The following is a 22,031-nucleotide window of genomic DNA, read 5'->3' as shown; positions in this document are numbered from 1 at the left end:
TTATGGCAATTAATGGGGTGGATATTTTAAAGGGGTTATTTAAGCTGGTATCGGCTTCAGTCCTTCTTGGTGTTTCTACTTATCTTACACTTCAAAAGTTGCCAGTTAAAATGGGGCTTTCGATAGTTGCAGGCGCTTTGGGTTTAGCTTTTTCAAATTTAGATAAAATTGGTGAGTTCAAAGGTGCTGGATTTTCGGCAAAGATGGTAGAGCAAGTTGAAGCTATCGTTGAGAAGGAAACAGAAGAGCAGGTTGTGACTACGCGTAACAAAAAGGTTGAGGAAGAGCTCGATTTCCTTGAGTTCTCTCGTACGCCTGTTGTTTCGCATTACCCAGCGCAAGCTATCGTATCCTCTTCCTTATCTAATGAGACTTCTATAATTCAGGCTTTACTAAATTCTAAATACACATGGAGAACTGTTTCTGGGCTTGCTAATGGAGCAAATATAGGTTCAAAAGAGGTAGTTCATGCGATTGATAGATTGGTGGGTCGTGGCTTGGTTAGAAGCTCTGAGGGGAGGGGTGGACCTATTTATGTGTTAACAGCAAATGGACGTACTCTAGCCAAGTCACAGAAGCAAAAATTCCCATTATAGTTTCAAACTCACAATGGAATGCTTATTCAGCCTTGTTGGAATCATCAGTTTTTCCCTTTCTTTTATAATTGATAGGTGCGCTCAATAGTCCGCTGTAAGTGTAGCAGTCACTCTTTAGAGTGTTGGGCATAAATCCTTGCGACCGCTGGGGGAAAGGAAATCTGTCTAGCGTGGTGTAAGCTTGGCCTGGTAAACCTCCCGCAGGGTTAACCTTACCGAGTTTCAGATACCTAAGTTAGGAGGATGCGATACTTACATGACGCGCTACTACTTTGATGTACTGCTTCGGGAAAAGATGGAGATTTTCCTGCCACCATTCCTGCACCCCAGGTGCTCCCACCAGCTGCTCCAACTGCTTCGAGGCGTAACCCCAAAACGATTCTTCCAAGAAGCCGGTTTCGGTTCGATCATACATATGAAATAACACCCAGAATCTCTGGTTCACTAGTGAATCAAATCTGAGCTTTTCGATTTTACATAACATTCTTCTATTAGCTGACCCTTTAAGCCAGATATCAGCCAGTTCGGAGTTTTCGGCAAGTGCCATTCTCACCAATCCGGATTGTTCCATTGCGAAATCCAGTTCAGACCTTCGAGATTGAATCGTATTTTGACGAATTTGAATCGCTAGATAGAAAAGGGTTATGACTACAGCAACTTGGCTAACAGTTTCTACGATTGTTACAACGGTTTCAATATTCATTAGCTTCTCTAATCTCCTAAGGTCTTAATTAACACCCCTAATCTTATCAATCGAATAACTATAGTCCGAGAGCTGTTGTGCCACTTTTCAAGGTTTACCACCTGTGCGCGCGCATTGAGTGGCTGTTTCTTTAGTATCTGCTTTTTGAATGGATGCGCCTCCCACTGAGTCATGACAACCCTACGAGAGCTTGTTCCCAATGTGAAGGCCCAGCGTATCAATGGGTTTTTTGGGACTTCATGGGCTGTAGGGGAATCGGCTTGAATTTGGGCGTAAAAATTTGCAACACACTCTGGCAGGATACTCGATGGGTATCGAGCCTAGGAAATCACTAGCCAAGCTTGTCAATCGGGTGATGAAGAAAATACTCAAGTGCGATGGCGTCTTTGTGTTGGGTGCGTCAGAGAGGCATCAGTGGATGCAGTGCCGCATCGCTGTTAGTGATGTCTAGGGTATAGGTCGGCGCCGCCGTATCAAAGTAAATATAGAGTAGTCGATTGGGGATCTAAGCGGGACTTTCTGTAGCGGCCAGGAGGAAGAATCCCCAACCAAGAAATCTATTGTACGCGCTACTTTGGTTTAAAGTTCACCGATCTAGCTGCGCTATGGTGCGCCGCCACCTCTATGCCAGCAGGGCCGCGGAGAAGCCTATGGTAAAGTCGATTCATGTTTTCCTGTACATATTACCCCATAAGTCATACTTCTTCAGTCGTAGTACCATTGTGTAGACTCAGTGCGTCACTGATGAAGCGAGGATATTTATGCTATAGGTGAGAGGAACCATTGTTAATTTATACAAGCAAGCTTATAGCTTTGTGAAATCAAATGATGGGCTTATCGTGATTATTTCTCGCGCACGGAAGCAGGCTGATTGGTGAGAACTGCTGGAGCCATGCAACGATAAATCTGATTAATTGAAAGTTCGGGAAGGGGATTCGACTTGGCGGCCACATTGTTGGAGCTAAGAAGCAAGCCTGGGCTTGGCATTATGGGAAGGTTGTTACATTAGTTCCAATTTCTATTTCCCACAATATTTCTCAAAATTATCCGAAGTATTAGGAAATTCGACCTTTTCTGCCAATTCCCATGGGCGTTCGCATGCTTTCGTTTTGGCGCACCAACGGTAGCCAGCCGAAGCTATGCATCCATGTTCATCCTTGTTGGAGCCTACGGAGTCGTCAGGGCTTGTGTCCTCTGAATTTTCTGTGGAGCATCCCGACAGAGACACCATCAAGGTAAGGGTGGCTAGCCTCAAACATTTCATCATAGCAATCTCCATAAGGTTATGCTTGACGCCTCTACTAAGGGCATATTGAAACGTAGCGTAACGAATTGTTTACATTCTCACATTATAGCTTTGTGCTATTTCATCCCGTGCCTGCACAAGAGCATTCCGAGATAGTTGAGTGCGTGATTAAGACTAATCCACTTTTACTGGCGGAGGAACTCATCGTATGGCTTACTGCACGGCAGTAATTTCATGCGCCAAAGGTACACACTTAATCCACTGATTTATATAGTGCAAAAATAAAGAAAAAGTGGGCGATTTTTTAGGCGGATATTACTCTGAATGCTGGCAATTATGAGGCTTAGGGGGGCTATAGAGACACTGCTGTAATATATAGATGTCCTTGAAGATTTCCTGTTGCAGGGCTGAAGCTGCATAAATTGGCCGGTCATCATAAGTAGCTTTCGCTTTTCAAAGAGATCCTTACGTTAATGGTCAGCTTTTCCGGCCGAGTTATGAAAAATTGATTGGAGCTCGTAAACAGTTAGGACTTCTTGCCTCATTCAATTAATAATCCAGTGTTCGCGATAGCTTCTCCGTTGTGCATGAATGGCAGTCGGGGAGGTTTTTAGTGTTTTTATAAAGTTAATTGCTAATTCCTGCGTTAGTCAGACCAGTTGATAAGGCGGAATGTTGATTGGTAAGGTCGTTTAAGAGTCATAATTGCAGTTCCAAATTTCCTGGCTTGATGTTGCTTTAGGTCAAGTTGTGTATAAAAAATTTTTAACTTATGAGGTAGGGAGATTAAATGAAAATTCTGAATAGAACCGCTGGCCTTTCAGCAATATGTATGGCGTTATTGTATTTTATCGCCTTTATTTTCTTTGGTGCTTTTTGGTCATATCCTTCTGATGGTAGCCCCGCTGAAAAAATGGTTTTCCTGGCTGAAAATCAGTTTTCCTTTAATGTTATTTACATCTTGATATATCTGGTTTTTGGCGCTTTTCTCAGTTTTCTGGTTGTTGGTTTGTATCAGAGGTTAAAAGAAGGCAGTGAGGGGATAATCGCCGTAGGCTCTTTGTTTGGGGCAATCTGGGTTGGGCTTGTTATTGCCAGCGGCATGATCGCAAATATTGGTCTTGCCTATGCCATTGGCCTAATGGAGGTCAATCTGGAGAAGGCCTTTGATGCCTGGGGAATTATTTATCTTATGGTTGAAAGCCTGGGAGGGGGCAATGAATTGGTCGGTGGGCTTTGGGTGCTGCTGGTTAGTATTGGGGCCTTGCAGGCGGGAGTCTTTTCAAAATATCTGAACTTGTTTGGCATGCTCGTTGGAATTGCAGGCGTTGCTACTATTTATCCTAATGAAATCTTTAAAGAAATATTTGGGATTAGTCAGATAGGCTGGTTTATCTGGATCGGTATCTCTTTGTTTGGGTGTGAAAATGAGAACAAGGATTGGGGGATGGCAGAGGTAGCCAAGAGATAGGAGATAGAAGAAAGGAGATGGTTAGTTAGACTGGAATATTAGTATTTTGAAAAACACGCCAAAAATGAAAAATACGTCTATTCTTTCATTGGGTCAGGTAGTCTTTTGACGGGACTCTGACTAGTGTCTCCGCTGTCATGGAGCTGAGTGAAGGCCGGTTTGTGTATTGGCTGGTAGCTTGATTCGTCTAGCAATGTCGCACCTAGCCATAAGTTCTTTTGAGTGACCAGCTGGTCTTGTTTCGCTAGCTCCTGGGAAGCGAGCGGATTGCATATTACCTGCAGTCAATTCACGGGGTAATGCCCCTGGAAACCTTGGAGATCTTATTGTGAAAAGCACGCATTACATCCTTCCTTTGGTAATTGCCAGTCTTGCTGCTTCTGCTGCCTTGGCGGATAAACATCCCAAGAAGCCGGCAAAAGACTGGACCTGTGCAGATTTTTTGGCCATTGATGATGAGTTCAAGCCAAAAGCTGTTTACTGGGCTGCGGCTTATTCAAAGCGTGGTCAAGAAGAGGGCGATATGTTGGATATCGATGGCACTGAAAAGGTGACACCGATGATCATTACCGCTTGTACCAAAGCGCCTAAGGAGTCCTTTTGGGCGAAGTTTAAGGATGAGTGGCACAAAATAGGGCGTCATCACGGCAAGGACAAGTCCGACAAAATGATGAATATGCAGGGTGGTAGTGGTACGAATAATGCCGGTGATACTACTAATGGCTCCAATGGCTCCAATGGCTCCAATGGCTCCAATGGCTCCAATGGCTCCAATGGCTCCAATGGCTCCAATGGCTCCAATGGCTCCAATGGCTCCAATGGCTCCAATGGCTCCAATAGTACTAATGACGGAAATGGTACTAATAATATGCAACAGCAAAAACAGAAGCACTAGCCGCCTTGGATTAAACAGAATAGACAGAGCCCGGCTTAGCTCGGGCTTTGTTTGTTTTGGGGCTCAGGTAAATCTCTTTGCGTTGTGTTGATTTTTTATACTGCTGGGAGTGAAACTGCTATTGTTGCCCGATAGCGCGAATTAAAGGGAGTTGAGTTATGGCGAAATTGGCGAGGGATCATGCGAAGCGGGGCAGGAATATTAACCGCTCGGCCAGAATGGTTTGGGGTGGGCTTCTTTTGGCGGGACTTTTTCTAGCGCTATTTATGCACTCGGCAAAAGCGCTTATTTTATGAGCCGGTAGAAACACCTAAGGGCATAGTAGTGGAAGGGGAGTTATCAATGGCGCCCCCGGGTGGACTCGAACCACCAGTCCGGACTTAGGAGGTCCGTGGTTTATCCTGTTAACCGACGGGGGCAGGTTGCAGATAGCTGCGAAGGGCGGCCATTCTATCCGTTACAGCAACAAATGTCATGTCGTGTTTTAGCTTCTGGCAATCTCTAGGGCTTCCCTCTTTTTTTTATAGGTTTCCATAAGCATTGTCTCTTGTCACCTGAAGTAACATGGCACTTACAGAGTTACTGCTTTTCCCGCTATTTCTCTATTCATTCCTTTTCGGCAACTCTTCCTGATTTTTTCCTTGAATACGGTTAGATATATAACTCTGAGCTGGGTAATTCTGGGATGTTTTTGCTTGGCAAAATTTTCTAACAGGCTGCAGTAAATCTGTCACAGTTCCCTTGTAAATTTCTGCTTGACCAGGATTGTTTGGCATCGCTAATCTGCCACTGCACCGTAAAGTGCGATAAGGATATTTCTGCTTTCACGGATCAAGATTATGGAGTTTCGTATGGGCGTTAACGTAAACGAAAAGCACATGGTTTTTGATAATGTGGATATTCCACAAATTGCAACAGAAGTGCTAAAGCAAGCCACCTCCCAGCCACCTCGCGATGCGCGTCGTATGGTAGAGGATAAGTTGGAGGAAAGACGCTTAAGTCGCGAATTAATGGATTACGACTTTGATGCCTAGTTCCAAAATAAATAACCAATAGTCTTAGGATAGTGCGGTGCCCGCCGGGTTGATGCAGATAATTTAAAGGTGTCAGCTGGGGTACACCGCACAGCCAAATCTATAGCTTCTTTTTCCAAATATTCGCAGCGCTCGATATATTTATGTTGGAGTGGGATGAATAGAGCAAAGCCAGTTTTGTCAGTATTTCTTTGACTCTCATACCGTAAATCTGCCAATTACTTATTTGAATGATGGCAGTACCTCAGATGGCATTCTCTATAGAAATTTTAAAAGCTCTGGGTTCCCCAAATTCTCTTATGTATTAACTTTTTGAGAAACCTAAGAATAATAAGTGGTCGATGGGGCAGGAGGAGCTGCACCAGCCAATGGCCGGTGCAATATATGATTTACAAGCGACCTGAATTTTTAGGCCAATATTCAAAGACTAGCAAAATTCACATTTGCGTGATGGTATCTTCCTTATCTTCTTTCTTTTTACCGCCAATCCAGCTCATCAATTGCTTTAGCTTGTAAGAAAACTTTCCTCGTTTAGCCTTGCGTTCCTTGTCGGCAGTGCTTACTAGCCAGGCAACCTGGATAACCAGGCGCTGGCCTTCAAAGGGTAGGTGCCCATGGAAGGAGTTATCCGCACGCTTAAAGGCGGCGAGTGTTCCATAGGAAGGGGGAATTTCTGGAGCGACGGTATCTTCAAAGTCATCAATGCGCTTTAGAAAACGCAGGCAGCCATTGCCATCAAGCGTCCACTCTGGATTGAGGTAGAGCAGGGCAGTGGCTATTTTCGATTTTCCGTCGGTATGAATTCTGCCGTGACGTTTTTTCAAGGAGCGGCTGATGGAGACATAAGTTGGGTATTGGGAGAGTTTTTCTATACCCAGGTTCTTCCCAATGGCATCGGCGAATTCTGGATGGGTAAACTCTTCAATCAGGGTATTGATGGAATCGCCACACTCGTGCTTTTCATAGGGTAGGTAGCCGGCTCCTTTAAGCTGGGGAAAGTCCTTCAGAAATGAGGGCATCATCTCTGTGGTTAAAACGTCGCGGGCAACAAAAAATGGGAAGGGTTGGCGATTGATCAGGGTATCTTCACGGCTCATGGCGCTGGTATCGAGCCAGCGACGGGCGTCCACAGCAAGGCTAGTCATTATTGTGCGTCCTTACAGGCAGGTAAGGTGTTTGCATTCAACACCGAGTTACATCAAAGGTTTCTGTTGATGTCGACTACAGAGTTTCCCCGAATCCATACGGGGTTAGGAACTGGGTACCAACTCACGACCCTCAGGAAAATATCAGAGCTTGGGCATGGGGCCAATACTGGCGTACAAAAACCCGCTGAATTCCCGAAAATTCTTGTTTGAGATCAATTTAGAAGAGATCGGGGGTGTTGAATATCATGCAATTAGCACAAGTGCCGGTATAATGCCGTTCAGATTTTCGTCAGAGTGGTTTTATCCAAGCAATGTCTGTGACTACCAAGTCCCCAGTTGTATTGCAAGTGCGCGACCTCGCCTGTGAGCGAGATGGCCGGCGCTTGTTTGAGGGCCTTGATTTCTCACTGAATGCCGGCGGGGCAATTCAGATAAAAGGAAGCAATGGTGCGGGCAAGACCACACTGCTGCGCACTTTGATTGGCAGTACCAGTGACTTCAGTGGAGAGATCCTCTGGCGCGATAAACCCTTCCCTAGAGGTTTGCGTTCTATGCGCGAATCTCTGTTGTACGTCGGTCATCGCGGCGGGGTACGGGGAGGCCTTACTCCTCTGGAGAACCTTACTTGGTATGGGGCTACAGAGGCCTCTGCGATGGAGGCTCTGGATAGGCTAGATCTTTTCGGATTTGAGGGATCCCTGTGCAACAGCTTATCGGCGGGCCAGAACCGTCGTGTGGCGCTGGCGCGACTATTTCTTCCCCAGTCGCCCTGTTTGTGGATTCTCGATGAGCCCCTGACCGCTTTGGATGTCGCCGGTGTTGCGGCATTGGAAAAACAAATGGCTAACCACCTTGAGAACGGTGGATCCCTCCTTTTGACCTCCCACCAACCTTTGAATCTGCCAGGGCTGAATTTCGTCGACCTGTCTGACTTTCTGGTCGAGGAATCTTTTAGCGATATGGGGGGAGAGCATGTCTTTAACTGATGTCCAAGTACAAGCTGTTGGAGCTCGCGAAACTCCTGGTTTCGCGGCGCTTTTTAAGATTGAAATGCTCCTCGCATTGCGCAAGCGAGCAGATATTGCCAACCCACTATTATTTTTTGTAACGGTCCTCGCTCTTTTGCCTTTAGGTGTGGGACCAGAGCCCGAACTGTTGGCGAAAATGGCGCCAGGTATGATCTGGGTAATGGCGCTACTTGCCACCATGCTATCCCAAGAAAGCTTGTTCCGCGGGGATTTTGAAGATGGCACTTTGGAGCAGTTGGCCCTGTTGCCCCAGCCCCTGTATTTCGCCGTATTGGCAAAATCTCTGGTGCACTGGATTGCAACAGGCTTACCGCTGGCTCTTTTATCTCCGCTACTGGCGTTGATGTTGAATTTGCCCACTGAGGGGTATTTGTGCCTATTTGTGTCGCTGTTTCTGGGGACTGCGAGCCTCAGCCTGATTGGCGCCATAGGCGCGGCGCTCACAGTGGCCCTGCGTCGCCCGGGACTGTTGCTGGCGCTAATTGTTATGCCACTGTATGTGCCCGTGCTAATCTTCGGCACCGGCGCGGTGCAGGCGGCAATTGATGGCTATGCCTATAGCGCGCAGCTGGCGATTCTGGCCGCTCTGTTGGCCGCTGCCGCAGCACTGGCACCACTGGCTGCTGCGGGGGCAATACGTATCAGCCTGGATAATTGATTCGGAGGTCTTCTTGGCTTGGCAATGGTTTCACCGTTTGGGTTCACCGCGTTGGTTCTATCAAAAAACCAGTGGGTGGTTGCCCTGGCTGGCACTGGCCAGTGTTATTTTGCTGGTGACGGGGTCGGTGTGGGGCCTGGGGTTTGCGCCCGAGGATGCCAAGCAAGGCAATAGTTACCGCATTATCTTTATCCATGTACCGGCGGCCTTTTTGGCACTGGCTGGCTACTACATTATGGCGATCAGCGGCGCCATAGGCCTTATCTGGAAGATGAAACTCTCCTTCGCGGTGATGCGTGCTGCGGCTCCAATCGGCGCGGTGCTCACCTTTATATCCCTCTTTACTGGCGCGGTCTGGGGTAAGCCGACCTGGGGTACATACTGGGTTTGGGATGCCAGGATTACCTCAATGCTGATCCTGCTGTTCCTATATATCGGTGTGATGGCCTTGTCCCACGCGGTCAGCCGCGAGCAGGTGGCAGATAAGGCCAGTGCACTCTTAGCCCTGGTGGGCACGGTGAATATTCCGATTATCTACAAGTCGGTAGATTGGTGGTTTACCTTGCATCAGCCGGCCACAATCCGCCTGACAGAGTCCAGTAGTATCGACCCCAGCATGTTTTACCCGCTGCTGGTAATGATTTCCGGTTTCTATTGTACCTATGCCTGGACCCTGCTTACGCATACTCGCGCCCTGATACTACGCCGCGAGATGAAAACGCAATGGGTGCAACAGGAATTGGCTGGGGAGAAGTAAAGTGCAGTTTCAATTTGCCAACTTTGCAGAGTTTTTGGCGATGGATGGCCACGGTATTTATGTGTGGGTTTGCTTCGCTGCCACTTTCGCAGCCCTCGCCGCACTGGCTCTCTACCCGAGTTTGGCACGACGCCGCCTGCAACGGGAACTTCATAACCAGCAGCGTATCGCGCAGCGCCGCCGCAGGGCCAAAACACAACAAACGGATATGGAAGAGCCTGCATAGATTTGGGCCTTGCAGTAAACGATAGGATTTTTCGTCCGGTGGCTATTGCGGCCGGGCAGATAAGATCAAAATTTATGGAGTTCACTAAACAATGCATCCCGTACGCAAGCAACGTCTGATCCTGGTACTTGTTCTGGTCGCCCTGTCCAGTGCCGCAGTGGGTTTTGTCACCTATGCGATGCGAGAAAATATGGATTATTTTTACGCTCCCAGCGCCTTTGCCGCTGGTGAAGTACCGTTTGAGAAACGCATTCGTGCCGGTGGTTGTGTAGTGCCAGGCAGTGTGCAGCGCTCGGAAGACAGTCTCGATGTGCAGTTTGTTATCACCGATGGCGAGGCGGAACTGGCGGTGGTGTTCGATAAGATCCTGCCGGACTTGTTTGCTGAAGGGGAGGCTGCGGTTATTACTGGGCAGTTGATGCACAGTGGCGTTCTGCGTGCCGATCAGGTATTGGCCAAACACGATGAAAGCTATACACCGCCGGAAGTTGCGGACAGTATGGTGTCTCATAAGAGCTGTGCCGATGGAGCAAAAATATGATCCCTGAGTTGGGCTATTTTGCGCTGATTGTCGGCCTGCTGTTGTCCTTTGCGCTTTCGATATTGCCGATGGCGGGCAGTTACAGTGCGCGCTCCTTATGGATGGAAGCTGCCAGGCCTCTCGCCCTGGGGATCTTTGCCTTTGTTTTGATCGCCTTTGCCTGCCTGACGATTGCTTTTGTGCAGAGCGATTTCACCGTTAATTACGTTGCACAAAACTCCAACAGTATCCTGCCGGTTTACTACAAAGTCACTGCGGTATGGGGTGGCCATGAGGGTTCCATCCTATTGTGGCTGCTGATTCAGGCTGGCTGGGCCGCGACAGTGGCGCTGTTTGGTCGCCAGTTGCCCCCGGAATTGTTGGCTCGAGTACTCTCCGTTCTGGGTATGGTGTTGATTGGCTTCTTTCTGTTTATTTTGCTGACTTCCAACCCTTTCGATCGAACTTTGCCATTCCCGCCAATGGAGGGTTCTGATCTGAACCCGCTGCTGCAGGATCCGGGGATGATTTTTCACCCACCGCTGCTGTATATGGGTTATGTGGGGTTTTCTGTCGCCTTTGCCTTTGCCATAGCCGCATTGTTGGGTGGCCAATTGGATGCAGTTTGGGCGCGCTGGGCCAGACCCTGGACCGCCGTCGCTTGGGCATTTCTCACCCTCGGTATCGCCTTGGGTAGCTGGTGGGCGTATTACGAGCTGGGCTGGGGCGGCTGGTGGTTTTGGGACCCGGTGGAAAATGCCTCGCTGATGCCCTGGCTGGTGGGTACTGCGCTGATGCACTCACTGGCGGTTACGGAAAAGCGCGGCTTGTTTAAGAGCTGGACTATTTTGCTGGCGATTTTCGCCTTTAGCCTGAGCCTATTGGGTACTTTCCTGGTGCGCTCTGGAGTGATTACTTCGGTGCATGCCTTTGCTACTGACCCACTGCGCGGCAGTTTTATCTTGGTATTCTTGGCATTGGTAATTGGTTGTTCCTTACTATTGTTCGCCCTGCGTGCGCCAACGGTTAGCGCCCGCAGTGTGTTCTCTTTCCGCTCATTGGAGACCTTCCTGCTTGGCAACAACATCCTGCTGATCCTGATTATGGCGGTGGTGTTGACTGGTACCCTCTACCCGCTGGTAGCGGATGCCTTACACCTTGGTAAAATCAGCGTTGGCGCCCCCTTCTTTAATCTGTTTTTCGTGCCATTCATGGTGCTGCTTTGCCTGTTACTGGGTATGGGGGTGCAGGCTAATTGGAAAGACAGTCGCTGGGACAAGCTCCTCGGGGCTTGGCGTTTGCCATTCTTGGCTGCCTTGGTGGTGGCACTGGTCTGGCCACTGGCATTTGATCACTATCACTGGGGTGCGGTGCTCGGTATCTTTATCGGCGCCTGGGTCTTTTGTGCGAGTCTCGCGGATATTGCCGCAAAGACCCGCAATGCCAATTCCTTTTTCGCCGGTCTTAAACGCCAACGTGCCAGTTATTACGGTATGCACCTCGCCCACATAGGCTTGGCGGTGACGGTGTTGGGAGTGGTATTAACTACCGTGTATAGCGTAGAAAAAGACCTGCGTATGGGCACCGGCGATAGCGTTCAGGTGGCTGGCTATGACTTTGACTTCGGTGGGGTACGCCTGGCACAGGGGCCGAACTATCGTGCTTTCGAGGGGATTCTGCACGTTAGTAAGGATGGTGAGCCGGTCGCCGAGTTACATCCGCAGAAACGCAACTATTTCTCTGGCGGAAATACCATGACCGAGGCGGCTATTGAAACCGGCCTGTTCCGTGATATCTACGTGGCTCTGGGTGAACCTTTAGACCGCAGCAATCCCAGTGGTGATTGGGCAGTGCGCCTGCAGTACAAGGCCTTTGTAGTGTGGATCTGGCTGGGTGCCCTGTTGATGGCCATTGGTGGTGGCATTGCCGTAGCGGATAAACGTTACCGTAAAGCCAAGGCGACGCGCCAGGTGCCACTCAGCGGCAATTTGGCTGCAGCCTAGATTTCGGGAAGAAAAAATGTCGAGATTAAAACTCTTTTTACCCCTGATTATTTTTGTCGCCCTGGCACTGTTGTTCTGGCGCGGCCTATTTCTGAATCCTCAGGAAATGCCCTCGGCCCTGCTAAATAAACCGGTGCCGGAGTTCTCACTGGAGAAGGTTGCCGATAACAAGCAGGTAATACAAAAGGGCGACCTGCCCAAGGGACCTTATTTACTCAATGTTTGGGCCACATGGTGTGTGGCCTGCCGGGTTGAGCATCCCTATCTAAATGCTCTGTCAGAGCAGGGCGTGCCAATTGTTGGCGTGAATCTCAAAGACGATGATTCGGCGGCATTAAAATGGTTGGATAAATTTCACAACCCCTATCTCTTTAGTGTTGCCGACAGGGATGGGCGCTTGGCACTGGATTTGGGTGTATTTGGTGCCCCGGAAACCTTCCTGGTTGATGCTGACGGCACCATACGCTGTAAACATGTCGGTGTGGTGGATGACAAAGTGTGGCAGACCAAGTTGCAGCCCCTGTTTGAAAAATTGAAAAACCAGCATTGGGACGCATTTGCCGGTGACCTATCAGATTCCCTCGTCTCCCGTTGTCAGTGAGACCGAAGAGAAGAAAAGCCGTTTTATTTGTTGGCTTGGGCCGGTAACAGATAAGGCGGCTTTTCAACATCAGCTCGGCCAGATTCGCAAACAATACCCGGATGCCAGCCATTATTGCACTGCGCTGGTCATCGGCAATCCGGCCAACCCCGATATGATGCAAGCCGATGATGATGGCGAACCCGGAGGTAGTGCTGGGCGTCCGATGTTGGAATTACTCCTTAAGCAGGGGGTTGGTAATGTAGGCGCTATAGTGACTCGCTATTTTGGAGGAACAAAATTGGGCGTCGGTGGCCTGATGCGTGCTTACCGGGGCTCCGTGGGTGCCGCTTTACAGGCAGTGAGCCTGGAGACTTTTGTTCCATTGCAGGAAGTGTCCGTACGCTGTGATTTTGCTCAGGAATCGCGTCTTCGCTTTTTAGTGGCTCGTCACCAGGGTAATTGTGGGCAGGCGGATTATGCCAATAAGGTCACGATGTCTATCTCTCTGCCACAGGATCAATGGCAATCCTTAAGTGAGTTGCTATTGGCAGAGGGGTTTGAGCTACAAGGGTAGTTTGCGTATTTTTTCTGTGGGTCTCTGTAATCTCGCAGATAACGAAACCTTTGCTCTTAGAAAACTTCCCGTTGGGTTAGTTGTTCTATTTACGTTGCACAGTAATCCAATTCTTACTGGGTAATCTAATCGTCCGCGCCCTGAAGCGGGCCCGCCTGATTTTTGCCATCTCCTCACTGCAGTATTCTCGGTGCCAAGATTTTGATCCCGCGCCCGCGTTCTCTGGGCATAGAGCGAATCCGCCTGGTATCAGTGGCAAAAGGATTGGTTAAGGCTTGCTCAACAGTAAAATTAGCGCGCTGCAGGCAGTCTCCCGACAATGATCAAGAGTCAATTTTTAGTGATTTTTGAAGAGGTTAATCCAATAGAGTGGGTAAGCACCGAGGTTTTTTATGCAAGCTTTGCAGTCTACAAATTTATGATTTATTCATCGGTTGACATCACTCCCAATAGAAATATCTATCACTTTAATAATTTCTGCACCTGGATTGGTCAGTTGAACTGTGCAAGATGGGCCTGCACGATATGGTTCTACAGTAACTACCCATACATTTACCCTTACATTCTTTAAGCGGTATAAAGTGACGTTTCTATTTTTTTCACCAGTGATAGGTAAAGCTTAAGCTGAATAAATGCAATGTCATTCGAATAAGTGCACTTTAGTTGAGTGCACATTAACCTTTGAAATTTTTTAATGCCTTTGGGGCACTAATAACATCACCAATCCAACACTCTGTTTCATTTAAAGTTGTATCTGGCTGCTACTATGCATGGATACTGGAGTAGTAGGGAAGAAAAGTCCCGTTACGTGAAAATTACTGCCATGCACTTAAAGAAAAGCTTCCTTTGTCGCAGTATTTTATTTGTGCCTGCAACTCGTCCTGATAGGTTCCAAAAAGCTATTGCTAGTGGCGCCGATATGGCTTGTATGGATTTGGAGGATGCCGTAGCACCAGAGCTAAAAGAAACGGCGCGACAGAATATCGTGAATTTTTTTCCACCTTCTGGCGCTCTTTCGGTGTTGCGAGCATTGCGAATTAACCAGCTGACCTCGGAGTTGGGGCTCAGGGATATGTTGTTATTACTGGAACAGGTCTCTAAGCCCGATATTGTTTTGCTTCCCAAGGTGGAATCTGCTGAGGAAATAGCCTGGTTTAACAACTTGACTGCATCAGTTGAACAGTCAATTGGTATATTACCCCTAATTGAAACGGCTAAAGGTCTGCAAAATAGTATGGAAATAGCCAGTTCTAAGAATGTTCTGGCTGTTGCTTTTGGTTCCGCAGACTTCAGTGCTGAAATGGGGGCTGATATGGGTTGGGAATCCTTGCTCTATGCCAGAGGTCGTATTCTACAAGCCGCGGCTAACGCGAATATAGATGCGATTGATGGTCCGCATCTGGATATAGAGGATACTGCGGGATTATTACATGAGGTTCAACGTGTTGCCGCTTTGGGTTTTAGTGGGAAAATTGCTTTACACCCAAGTCAGATTGCCCCGATTCATCGAGGATTTACCCCTACAGAAGAAGCCCTACAGAGAGCTCGAAAAATAGTTCAGGCCTTTAAAGAAAATCCCAGTGGGGTAGTGGTGGTGGACGGACGTATGGTGGATTTGCCAGTGGTGGAGCGAGCCCAAAAGTTAGTCTCCCTGGCTGAAAGGCAGTAGTTTTTGTGTGCCTGATTGTATAAATACCTCAAGAGGATTCTATGGATCGGTTTCGTTTTCCCGCTTACATTCAGCTTGGCAATAATCGCTACCGGGAGCGTTATGGATTGGATTTCGAGGATTTTAAGGTGGGGCAGATTTTTCGTCATCGACCAGGTGTAACAATTAGTCAACAGGATAATGTCGAAGAGTGTATTAATACCTTTAATCAGGCGATGATCCATTTTGATGCTCATTACGCCGAGCAGACAGAATTTAAACGCCCTCTTGTTGATACCACCTTGATTATTCAACGTTTAATGGGATTGACCTGGAAAACGTATTATCGCCGTAAGCGTATAGTGGAGTGGAGCTGTATAGACATGTTGGCGCCGGTGTTTGGCGGAGATACCCTGTATGTTGAGACTGAAGTGCTGTTTGTTGGTGCAAATCTGAAGGATTCAGAATCTGGTTTGATTGAAGTTTCACTTCGCAGCTTCAATCAAAACCAGAAAAAAACCTGTGAGATGCGATGTAGTATGCTGATTTACAAGCGGGATCATCTGCCCTTTTCGGCAAAAAACTATTAACTTCTGTTGCAAGAAGGAGTGGTCTGTGAAGGATTCCTTACATTTCTTAAGGGAAGTTGAGCCAAATACTTATATCGAAACCTGTGGTGTCGATTTTGAAGACTTTGAAGTGGGTCAAGTATTTGAGCACCGTCCGGGCCATACTTTTTCTGAAGCTAGTTGTTTAAACTATGCGCGCCACTCTTTCGATTTGAGCCCAGGATATTCAGACCAGCGTTATGCACGAAGAGTTTATGGTGACCGGGTAAGAGTGCCGGAGACTTTTGTATTGAGCGCAATGGCATTGACAACCCGTACCTTTGGTAAAGTAGTTGCCAATCTGAGTATGACAGATTGTAAAGTTAAAACTGTTTACGCCGGAGATACTCTTTATTTAGAATCAGAAATTCTAGGTAAGCGAAAATCCAAGTCACGCCCGGATCAGGGGCTTTTACATATTAGTTCTCACGCTCTTAATCAAGATGGAGCTTGTGTCTGTTCCTTTGAGAGAAAGCTATTGGTCTATAGAAGAAACCTCGGACCTTATGAGAGAGCTGGATATTGATTTTTTCAGTCAGGAATATTTTCATAATCCTCTAACATTCAAGCAGTGTAATGAACCCTTCTCTGTGAGAGTTGTAGGTTCCAAAAAACTGCTGCCCTTTCCTGGCTTCAGGGCACAGATCACGATTCAGTGTTAATGTCATTATCTGATTTTTACAGTCGATGTTTTGGATTTCTGCATCGAGAAAATCGAAGTGCTGCTTGACTGTGGGATAGAGGGCCTTAAATAAGCTCTCTTTTATGGAGAAAGCAATAGTCAACCATAGCTCAAATGGTAAGTCTGTTTGTATGAGAGACGTTTCCTCTGCTTGATTGATGATAAGGCCTTTTATTTCTCTCGCAGTTTCTGTGGATATTATGGGCTCGTAATCAATACCAATAGCTTTGGGCTTATTATTGAGTGCACAAATAGCAAGATTATGGGTGTGAGTAATAGAGCCTGGTGTATCTGTTGGCCATTGAGGGCTTCGATTGGGGCCTATGGGCACATGTGTCTCAATATGCCCAAATTGCTGGAGAGCTAGCTGTGCACAGTATCTGCCGGCTAGAAACTCGGCCTTACGCTTTTTGTGAGCCTTGGCAATTTCATCTGGTAAATGGATAGCGAGTGTGGTGAACAGACTGTCTTGATATTTATCTTGGCTGAATTCGCATTCTAGTATTAGACCTGAAAAAGTTAAGGCGTTAATAGGTAAGGTGCCAGTAATAAATCCAAGTGTATTGTTTGAAGGTGTTTTTTGCTTGGTTTGCAACTTTCTTGCCTTGGGTGTTCGTAGATGCTGTCTCAGTTTATTTGAGCGGAAATTTTGAAGCGCTATTTTTACTGGAGCTATTCTGCCATAGAGTATTTGCCGGTGCAGCTATACTTTGCTGCACCGGGGTTGTCTCAACGGCGATTGAATTGAGAAGCTAAATGCTGGTGACTTTGTATTAAAACAGAAGGTTTTTAGTGTAGTGGGTGGGTGTAATTTACTATTGGCGTAAATCTGTTAATATCGTACCAAAGTTCCGCGCCTCCTCCTCATGAGCTGCCTCTCTCCATGGTTCTTCGATGGCATCGGCCATCCATTTTTGCATTGAGGGTAGGCTGTGTATCAATTTAATATATTGCTTTGCGCCTTTGCTGAGAGGTAGGTGGTAGTTTTCTGCCCTTATTGTAACTGGAGCAAAAAAGGCGTCGACTGCGGTGAATTCTTTCCCCGCAAGAAAAGGCCCTCCAAATTTCTGAAGTCCTTCAGTCCATAACTCATCAATCCGATTAATATCTTTTTGCAGGGGAGCTGAGATTTCATTCAATTCGACTTTTAGGCCACAATTCATGGAGCAGATATTCCTAAGGGCGGAAAATCCAGAGTGCATCTCTGCCGATGCACTACGAGACCAGGCGCGGGTTATTCGGTCGGTAGCCCAGACTTGCGGGAAATCTTCAGCGATATATTCGGTAATCGCCAAGGAGTCCCAAATCGTGGTTTCTTCCGTTTTCAGGCAGGGTACCTGTCCGCTTGGAGAGAAGCTGTGAAATTTTTCCCAGCTTCCTCCTTCCTCAAAAGTAACCAGCCTTTCATTAAATGGTATTTCCAGGTGGTGCATCAATAACCAGGGCCTGAGAGACCAGGAAGAATAGTTTTTATTTCCAATAAATAATTGATACATAAGCTTCCTCTATGCGTATTTTCCGGTGCTGAAGGCTTAAAAGATCAGCGGGTTTAGATTCGATACCTCTCTGAGAATATCCCTCCAGTTTCACTGCTTGAAGAATAGTTTGCTCGCAATTGTTATCAATAGCGATTGGCTTGAAAGCCAATAAGCGCTAACTTTACGCCATTCACACTATTCTTTGCGTTAGCTCGATAGCGGTATGATTGGATAACAATATGACAGCAAAGCAGGAAGCTATGCGTGTAGCCATATTGGCGCACAGCCAGGTTGCACTGTTTGAATTGGGGTGTGCTACAGAACTGTTCTGTCTGAGCCGTCCTGAGACAGAAGGGCTCTATAGTGGCGAGGTTGTTACCTTTGCAAAGACTGTTCCTGCGGCTAGCGGGGGGCTTTCATTGCAGTGTCGTCAGATAGAGAGACTGATGGGATATGATCTGCTTGTGATTCCTAATTGGCCAACAGAGCGGCTCCCGAGAGATGCCTATGTGGCGCGTGTTCACCAAGCGGTTACGGAGTTTGCCGCGGCTGGGCGCCAAATCCTGACCTTTTGTTCCGGTGCTTTTCTTCCAGCGGAGCTCGGCCTGCTGGCGGGTAGGAAGGCCACAACTCACTGGCGCTTTGCGGAGTCTTTTCGTCAGCGTTTCCCGGATGTGGAGTATGTGGGCGATGTGCTCTACGTTTGGCATGATCAATTGGCTTGTGCCGCCGGCAGTTCCGCGGCTATTGATCTCGGTATCGAGTTTCTACGGCGCACCTATGGGTTTGAACTGGCTAACGCAATAGCCAGGCGGCTGGTGATGGCCCCTCACCGGCAGGGGGGACAGTCTCAATTTATTGAGACTCCAGTTGCCAAGCGACCGGATTATTTCGCCAGTGCGCTAGATTGGGCTCTGGCCAATCTGCAGGGCTCATTTACGGTGGATGACTGGGCCACCCAGGCGCACCTTTCCCGCCGCAGTTTTGATCGAAAGTTTCGCCACTCAATGGGAGCTTCACCAAAGGAGTGGTTGATCCAGCAGCGTTTGCGGCTGGTACAGAAATCACTGGAATCTGGCGAGTTAACGGTCGACGGGGCCGCTCAAATGGCCGGTTTTGAAAGTAGCACTACTCTGCGCCACCACTTTCGCAGAATCTTTGGGATTTCTCCCAGTCAATATCGGAGGCAGTTTTCTGGTGTAGCTGGCTCTTCTGCTGTTAGCAATAGAGCCAGGCGGATCGCAGGAAGGGTAGGCAAAGGCCTGGAAGTGGATGCCCCTGGCTGATACAACCCCAGACGCGAACAGGTTATTATTCTTCCTTTATTGCCTGAACTCAGTACGGAAAACGAAGGATTTATGAGCAAACAGCGCGTATTGACCGGTATCACGACCACCGGTACTCCACACCTGGGTAACTATGTTGGTGCGATCCGCCCGGCTATCGCGGCAAGCCAGGATGAAAACAACCAGTCTTTTTATTTCCTGGCGGATTACCACGCGTTGATCAAGTGCCAGGACCCGGAGCAGGTTCATCAATCCACCCTGGAGATTGCTGCAACCTGGCTGGCCCTGGGCCTCAACACTGACAATGTGGTGTTCTACCGCCAATCCGATATCCATGAGATCCCCGAGTTGACCTGGCTGCTTACCTGTATGACCGGCAAGGGCTTGATGAATCGTGCCCACGCCTACAAGGCCGCTGTGGATGCCAATCGCGCAGATGGTGAGGATTCTGATTTCGGCGTCACCATGGGACTTTATAGCTACCCGATTCTGATGGCTGCCGACATCCTCATGTTCAATGCCAACAAGGTGCCGGTGGGTAAGGATCAGGTCCAGCATATCGAGATGGCCCGCGATATTGCACAGCGCTTTAATCATCACTATGGCGAGCATTTTGCCCTTCCTGAGGCGGTAGTCGATGATCACGTGGCGGTATTGCAGGGGTTGGATGGCCGTAAAATGAGTAAGAGCTATGGCAATACCATCCCCTTATTCCTGCCAGAGAAAAAGCTGAAAAAGCATATTAACAAGATCAAGACCAACCTCTTGGAGCCCGGCGAGCCTAAAGATCCGGACACCTCAACGGTTTTTCAAATCTGGCAGGCTTTTGCTACCCAAGAACAAACTGCGGAAATGCGCAAGGCATTCGAAGAGGGTATTGCCTGGGGTGAGGCCAAGAAACAGCTATTTGAACTCATCAATGGTCAGATTGGTGAGGCGCGTGAACGCTACAACACACTGCTAGAGAATCCCTCTCAAATTGAAGAGGAGTTGGAGAAGGGTGCAGCCAAGGCTCGCGCCTATTCGGCGCCATTTATCGAGAAATTGCGCCACGCGGTAGGGATTCGCAAGATCCGCTAGTAACTATTTTTTACAATGTGGGAAGGTGCTGCTTAGCAGTTCTTCCCACGCATTTACCTCTAATGAAAAATAACAAAAATACGGGGTTTCGATATGGAAAACGTTCAAGCAAGTCCAACCGGGGGCGATGATGCCAATAACAAAAATGGTTGGATCAACCGGGCACTGAATTTTATTGAGGTGGTAGGAAATAAACTGCCCGATCCCGCAGTGCTTTTCCTGGTATTAATGGTGGCTATCTGGGTTTTATCCTGGCTGCTATCTGGTGTGAGTTTCAATACTTTGCATCCAGCCACGGGTGAGGCAATCCAAGTAACCAATCTTCTTTCCAGTAGTGAGCTCGCCCGCTTCCTCTCCAGCATGGTGACAACCTTTACCGGATTTGCACCTCTCGGCGTAGTATTAGTGGCTATGTTGGGTGTGGGTGTCGCGGAACAGAGTGGCTTTATCAACGCGGTGTTGAAAAAGTTATTGGCAGTAACGCCACAGATGCTGCTTACCCCCATGTTGATTCTAGTGGCGGTTGTCAGTCACACCGCCGTGGATGCCGGCTATGTACTTGTGATTCCCTTGGGAGGTGTGATTTTCTATGCAGCCGGTCGTCACCCACTAGCAGGTATTGCCGCCGCCTTTGCCGGTGTATCTGGCGGTTTCTCAGCAAACTTTGTGCCTTCCGCGATTGACCCCTTGCTGCAGGGCTTTACTCAAACTGCAGCACAGATTGTTGATCCGGATATTCAGGTCAATCCGCTTAACAACTGGTTCTTCACTTCGGCCTCTTGTCTGGTGGTGACCTTGTTGGGTTGGTGGCTGACCGACAAGGTGATCGAGCCCCGCCTAAAAAACGTTGCCATTGATGGTGACAAAGAAGAGATGCCGGTAATGCAGGAGCTGGGCGTTCGTGAGAAAAAGGCCATGTACCTGGCGGTTACCGTAATGGTCGCCGGTATCGTCGGCCTTATCGCCTGGATGTTGCCGGAGACTTCCGCACTGCGCGATTCCCAGGGGCAGCTTGCCTCCTTTGCTGCACCGGTGATGAAGTCTATTGTGCCGCTGATCTTCCTGCTGTTTATTATTCCCGGCGTGGTGTTTGGATATGCTGCAGGGACCTTTAAAAAGAGTAAGGACGTAATCGATGCGATGTCCAAGACCATGGGTTCCATGGCGTATTACATCGTAATGGCTTTTTTCTGTGCGCTGTTTATTTCCGAGTTTGCCCGCTCCGGCCTTGGCACTTTGTTGTCAGTAGAGGGGGGTAGCTTGCTGGCGTCTATGGACCTGCCGGGCCCGATCACCCTGATGGGGATTATTGTTCTGGTGGCGTTTATCAACCTGTTTGTTGGATCTGCCTCAGCCAAGTGGGCGCTGCTCTCGCCAATCTTTGTACCCATGTTGATGCAGATCGGCTTTTCCCCGGACCTGACCCAGGCGGCCTATCGGGTTGGAGATTCCTCTACAAATATTATTACTCCATTGATGCCTTACTTCCCGTTGGTGGTTGTCTATTGTCAGCGCTACGTGAAAAGTACGGGTATTGGCACTCTGGTATCTATCATGTTGCCTTACTCGGTGGTATTCCTGATCTGCTGGACCCTGTTCCTTGTTCTTTACTGGAACCTGGGTATGCCTCTGGGGTTGCAGGCTAGCTATACCTATCCGACACCTTAATGAGTGGTTGACCCCAGAGTGAATTTACCCGCTTTGGAGCCAAAATAACCCTCTATAATAGGCGCCCCAATTCAGGGTGCCTCATATCCCCCCTCAGCTGCGGTTGAAAATTAACCGAACACCTTCCAGCTCGCTCTAC

The 22,031-nt window shown here is 48.2% G+C and carries 23 protein-coding genes and 1 tRNA gene; 19 read left to right on the top strand and 5 right to left on the bottom strand.

Going from position 1 to position 22,031, the window contains the following annotated elements; all coding sequences use genetic code 11:
- The first annotated feature begins 2 nt into the window (after nucleotides 1–2).
- Entirely contained in the window at nucleotides 3–596 is a 594-nt protein-coding gene (locus LC073_RS12860) for a hypothetical protein (RefSeq protein WP_226647654.1), read from the top strand.
- Between the two features lie 235 nt (nucleotides 597–831).
- Here LC073_RS12860 and LC073_RS12855 read toward each other — a convergent pair whose 3' ends face one another.
- Entirely contained in the window at nucleotides 832–1,299 is a 468-nt protein-coding gene (locus LC073_RS12855) for a hypothetical protein (protein ID WP_226647653.1), read from the bottom strand.
- Between the two features lie 307 nt (nucleotides 1,300–1,606).
- Between LC073_RS12855 and LC073_RS12850 the strand changes: the two genes are divergently transcribed.
- The 3 genes from LC073_RS12850 (at nucleotide 1,607) to hdeA (ending at nucleotide 4,911) form a co-directional block, all read left to right on the top strand.
- Nucleotides 1,607–1,750: a hypothetical protein gene (locus LC073_RS12850; protein WP_226647652.1), complete on the top strand. Its 144-nt coding sequence runs from the start codon at nucleotides 1,607–1,609 to the stop codon at nucleotides 1,748–1,750.
- Between the two features lie 1,585 nt (nucleotides 1,751–3,335).
- Nucleotides 3,336–4,016, top strand: coding sequence for a hypothetical protein (locus LC073_RS12845; protein WP_226647651.1), 681 nt, complete (start codon nucleotides 3,336–3,338; stop codon nucleotides 4,014–4,016).
- A gap of 328 nt (nucleotides 4,017–4,344) precedes the next feature.
- Nucleotides 4,345–4,911 (top strand): acid-activated periplasmic chaperone HdeA, encoded by a 567-nt coding sequence (gene hdeA / locus LC073_RS12840; RefSeq protein ID WP_226647650.1) that lies wholly within the window; start codon nucleotides 4,345–4,347, stop codon nucleotides 4,909–4,911.
- Between the two features lie 343 nt (nucleotides 4,912–5,254).
- On the opposite strand, the gene LC073_RS12835 is transcribed toward hdeA, so the two are convergent.
- A tRNA-Arg gene (locus tag LC073_RS12835) sits at nucleotides 5,255–5,330 on the bottom strand.
- 432 nt (nucleotides 5,331–5,762) lie between these two features.
- On the opposite strand from LC073_RS12835, the gene LC073_RS12830 reads away from it, so the two are divergent.
- A complete protein-coding gene (locus tag LC073_RS12830) occupies nucleotides 5,763–5,945 on the top strand; it encodes a PA3496 family putative envelope integrity protein (RefSeq protein WP_226647649.1) in 183 nt (60 codons plus the stop codon).
- Nucleotides 5,946–6,382: 437 nt separating this feature from the next.
- Here the strand turns inward: LC073_RS12830 and LC073_RS12825 are convergent, their stop codons facing one another.
- On the bottom strand, nucleotides 6,383–7,090 hold the full coding sequence (locus tag LC073_RS12825) for a 2OG-Fe(II) oxygenase (protein WP_226647648.1): 708 nt from the start codon (nucleotides 7,088–7,090) through the stop codon (nucleotides 6,383–6,385).
- Between the two features lie 320 nt (nucleotides 7,091–7,410).
- On the opposite strand from LC073_RS12825, the gene ccmA reads away from it, so the two are divergent.
- From ccmA to LC073_RS12770, 11 genes are all read left to right on the top strand, one after another.
- Nucleotides 7,411–8,079 (top strand): cytochrome c biogenesis heme-transporting ATPase CcmA, encoded by a 669-nt coding sequence (gene ccmA, locus LC073_RS12820; RefSeq protein WP_226647647.1) that lies wholly within the window; start codon nucleotides 7,411–7,413, stop codon nucleotides 8,077–8,079.
- Nucleotides 8,066–8,779, top strand: coding sequence for a heme exporter protein CcmB (ccmB, locus tag LC073_RS12815; RefSeq protein ID WP_226647646.1), 714 nt, complete (start codon nucleotides 8,066–8,068; stop codon nucleotides 8,777–8,779). The genes ccmA and ccmB overlap by 14 nt, the downstream gene beginning before the upstream one ends.
- Nucleotides 8,780–8,792: 13 nt before the next feature.
- On the top strand, nucleotides 8,793–9,536 hold the full coding sequence (locus LC073_RS12810) for a heme ABC transporter permease (protein ID WP_226647645.1): 744 nt from the start codon (nucleotides 8,793–8,795) through the stop codon (nucleotides 9,534–9,536).
- Nucleotide 9,537: 1 nt separating this feature from the next.
- Entirely contained in the window at nucleotides 9,538–9,762 is a 225-nt protein-coding gene (gene ccmD, locus LC073_RS12805) for a heme exporter protein CcmD (protein WP_226647644.1), read from the top strand.
- 91 nt (nucleotides 9,763–9,853) lie between these two features.
- Entirely contained in the window at nucleotides 9,854–10,303 is a 450-nt protein-coding gene (gene ccmE, locus LC073_RS12800; protein WP_226647643.1) for a cytochrome c maturation protein CcmE, read from the top strand.
- Complete coding sequence (locus LC073_RS12795) at nucleotides 10,300–12,285, top strand: heme lyase CcmF/NrfE family subunit (RefSeq protein WP_226647642.1); 1,986 nt, start codon at nucleotides 10,300–10,302, stop codon at nucleotides 12,283–12,285. Before ccmE ends, LC073_RS12795 begins: the two co-directional genes overlap by 4 nt.
- Before the next feature lie 16 nt (nucleotides 12,286–12,301).
- Nucleotides 12,302–12,886, top strand: a complete 585-nt coding sequence (locus LC073_RS12790; protein ID WP_226647641.1) for a DsbE family thiol:disulfide interchange protein — start codon at nucleotides 12,302–12,304, stop codon at nucleotides 12,884–12,886.
- Nucleotides 12,849–13,442: a YigZ family protein gene (locus LC073_RS12785; protein ID WP_226647640.1), complete on the top strand. Its 594-nt coding sequence runs from the start codon at nucleotides 12,849–12,851 to the stop codon at nucleotides 13,440–13,442. The genes LC073_RS12790 and LC073_RS12785 overlap by 38 nt, the downstream gene beginning before the upstream one ends.
- 766 nt (nucleotides 13,443–14,208) lie before the next feature.
- A complete protein-coding gene (locus tag LC073_RS12780) occupies nucleotides 14,209–15,111 on the top strand; it encodes an HpcH/HpaI aldolase/citrate lyase family protein (RefSeq protein ID WP_226647639.1) in 903 nt (300 codons plus the stop codon).
- A gap of 41 nt (nucleotides 15,112–15,152) precedes the next feature.
- A complete protein-coding gene (locus LC073_RS12775; protein ID WP_226647638.1) occupies nucleotides 15,153–15,680 on the top strand; it encodes a MaoC family dehydratase in 528 nt (175 codons plus the stop codon).
- 25 nt (nucleotides 15,681–15,705) lie between these two features.
- Complete coding sequence (locus LC073_RS12770; RefSeq protein ID WP_226647637.1) at nucleotides 15,706–16,224, top strand: MaoC family dehydratase; 519 nt, start codon at nucleotides 15,706–15,708, stop codon at nucleotides 16,222–16,224.
- A 31-nt stretch (nucleotides 16,225–16,255) separates the two neighbouring features.
- On the opposite strand, the gene LC073_RS12765 is transcribed toward LC073_RS12770, so the two are convergent.
- Nucleotides 16,256–16,975, bottom strand: a complete 720-nt coding sequence (locus tag LC073_RS12765) for a 4'-phosphopantetheinyl transferase family protein (RefSeq protein WP_226647636.1) — start codon at nucleotides 16,973–16,975, stop codon at nucleotides 16,256–16,258.
- A 220-nt stretch (nucleotides 16,976–17,195) separates the two neighbouring features.
- Nucleotides 17,196–17,876: a glutathione S-transferase family protein gene (locus LC073_RS12760; protein WP_226647634.1), complete on the bottom strand. Its 681-nt coding sequence runs from the start codon at nucleotides 17,874–17,876 to the stop codon at nucleotides 17,196–17,198.
- A gap of 221 nt (nucleotides 17,877–18,097) precedes the next feature.
- On the opposite strand from LC073_RS12760, the gene LC073_RS12755 reads away from it, so the two are divergent.
- From LC073_RS12755 to LC073_RS12745, 3 genes are all read left to right on the top strand, one after another.
- Complete coding sequence (locus tag LC073_RS12755; RefSeq protein ID WP_226647632.1) at nucleotides 18,098–19,144, top strand: helix-turn-helix domain-containing protein; 1,047 nt, start codon at nucleotides 18,098–18,100, stop codon at nucleotides 19,142–19,144.
- Nucleotides 19,145–19,216: 72 nt separating this feature from the next.
- Nucleotides 19,217–20,224, top strand: coding sequence for a tryptophan--tRNA ligase (locus LC073_RS12750; RefSeq protein WP_226647630.1), 1,008 nt, complete (start codon nucleotides 19,217–19,219; stop codon nucleotides 20,222–20,224).
- 93 nt (nucleotides 20,225–20,317) lie between these two features.
- Nucleotides 20,318–21,892: an AbgT family transporter gene (locus LC073_RS12745; protein ID WP_226647629.1), complete on the top strand. Its 1,575-nt coding sequence runs from the start codon at nucleotides 20,318–20,320 to the stop codon at nucleotides 21,890–21,892.
- Nucleotides 21,893–22,031: the final 139 nt, after the last annotated feature.

The organism is Microbulbifer variabilis (assembly GCF_020524905.1).
GTDB lineage: Bacteria > Pseudomonadota > Gammaproteobacteria > Pseudomonadales > Cellvibrionaceae > Microbulbifer > Microbulbifer variabilis_A.
Note: the sequence above shows the minus strand (reverse complement) of the source record. Positions and strands in the feature narration are given on the sequence as shown.

What these genes read in the sequence shown, in the direction of transcription:
- LC073_RS12860 (WP_226647654.1), top strand. Translation starts at nt 3, where the DNA reads ATGGCAATTAATGGGGTGGATATTTTAAAGGGGTTATTTAAGCTGGTA.
- LC073_RS12790 (WP_226647641.1), top strand. Translation starts at nt 12,302, where the DNA reads ATGTCGAGATTAAAACTCTTTTTACCCCTGATTATTTTTGTCGCCCTG.
- LC073_RS12760 (WP_226647634.1), bottom strand. Translation starts at nt 17,876, where the DNA reads ATGTATCAATTATTTATTGGAAATAAAAACTATTCTTCCTGGTCTCTC.
- LC073_RS12775 (WP_226647638.1), top strand. Translation starts at nt 15,153, where the DNA reads ATGGATCGGTTTCGTTTTCCCGCTTACATTCAGCTTGGCAATAATCGC.
- LC073_RS12750 (WP_226647630.1), top strand. Translation starts at nt 19,217, where the DNA reads ATGAGCAAACAGCGCGTATTGACCGGTATCACGACCACCGGTACTCCA.
- LC073_RS12795 (WP_226647642.1), top strand. Translation starts at nt 10,300, where the DNA reads ATGATCCCTGAGTTGGGCTATTTTGCGCTGATTGTCGGCCTGCTGTTG.
- LC073_RS12850 (WP_226647652.1), top strand. Translation starts at nt 1,607, where the DNA reads ATGGGTATCGAGCCTAGGAAATCACTAGCCAAGCTTGTCAATCGGGTG.
- ccmE (WP_226647643.1), top strand. Translation starts at nt 9,854, where the DNA reads ATGCATCCCGTACGCAAGCAACGTCTGATCCTGGTACTTGTTCTGGTC.
- LC073_RS12755 (WP_226647632.1), top strand. Translation starts at nt 18,098, where the DNA reads ATGACAGCAAAGCAGGAAGCTATGCGTGTAGCCATATTGGCGCACAGC.
- ccmB (WP_226647646.1), top strand. Translation starts at nt 8,066, where the DNA reads ATGTCTTTAACTGATGTCCAAGTACAAGCTGTTGGAGCTCGCGAAACT.
- LC073_RS12780 (WP_226647639.1), top strand. Translation starts at nt 14,209, where the DNA reads ATGCATGGATACTGGAGTAGTAGGGAAGAAAAGTCCCGTTACGTGAAA.
- LC073_RS12855 (WP_226647653.1), bottom strand. Translation starts at nt 1,299, where the DNA reads ATGAATATTGAAACCGTTGTAACAATCGTAGAAACTGTTAGCCAAGTT.
- LC073_RS12845 (WP_226647651.1), top strand. Translation starts at nt 3,336, where the DNA reads ATGAAAATTCTGAATAGAACCGCTGGCCTTTCAGCAATATGTATGGCG.
- LC073_RS12825 (WP_226647648.1), bottom strand. Translation starts at nt 7,090, where the DNA reads ATGACTAGCCTTGCTGTGGACGCCCGTCGCTGGCTCGATACCAGCGCC.
- LC073_RS12830 (WP_226647649.1), top strand. Translation starts at nt 5,763, where the DNA reads ATGGGCGTTAACGTAAACGAAAAGCACATGGTTTTTGATAATGTGGAT.
- LC073_RS12745 (WP_226647629.1), top strand. Translation starts at nt 20,318, where the DNA reads ATGGAAAACGTTCAAGCAAGTCCAACCGGGGGCGATGATGCCAATAAC.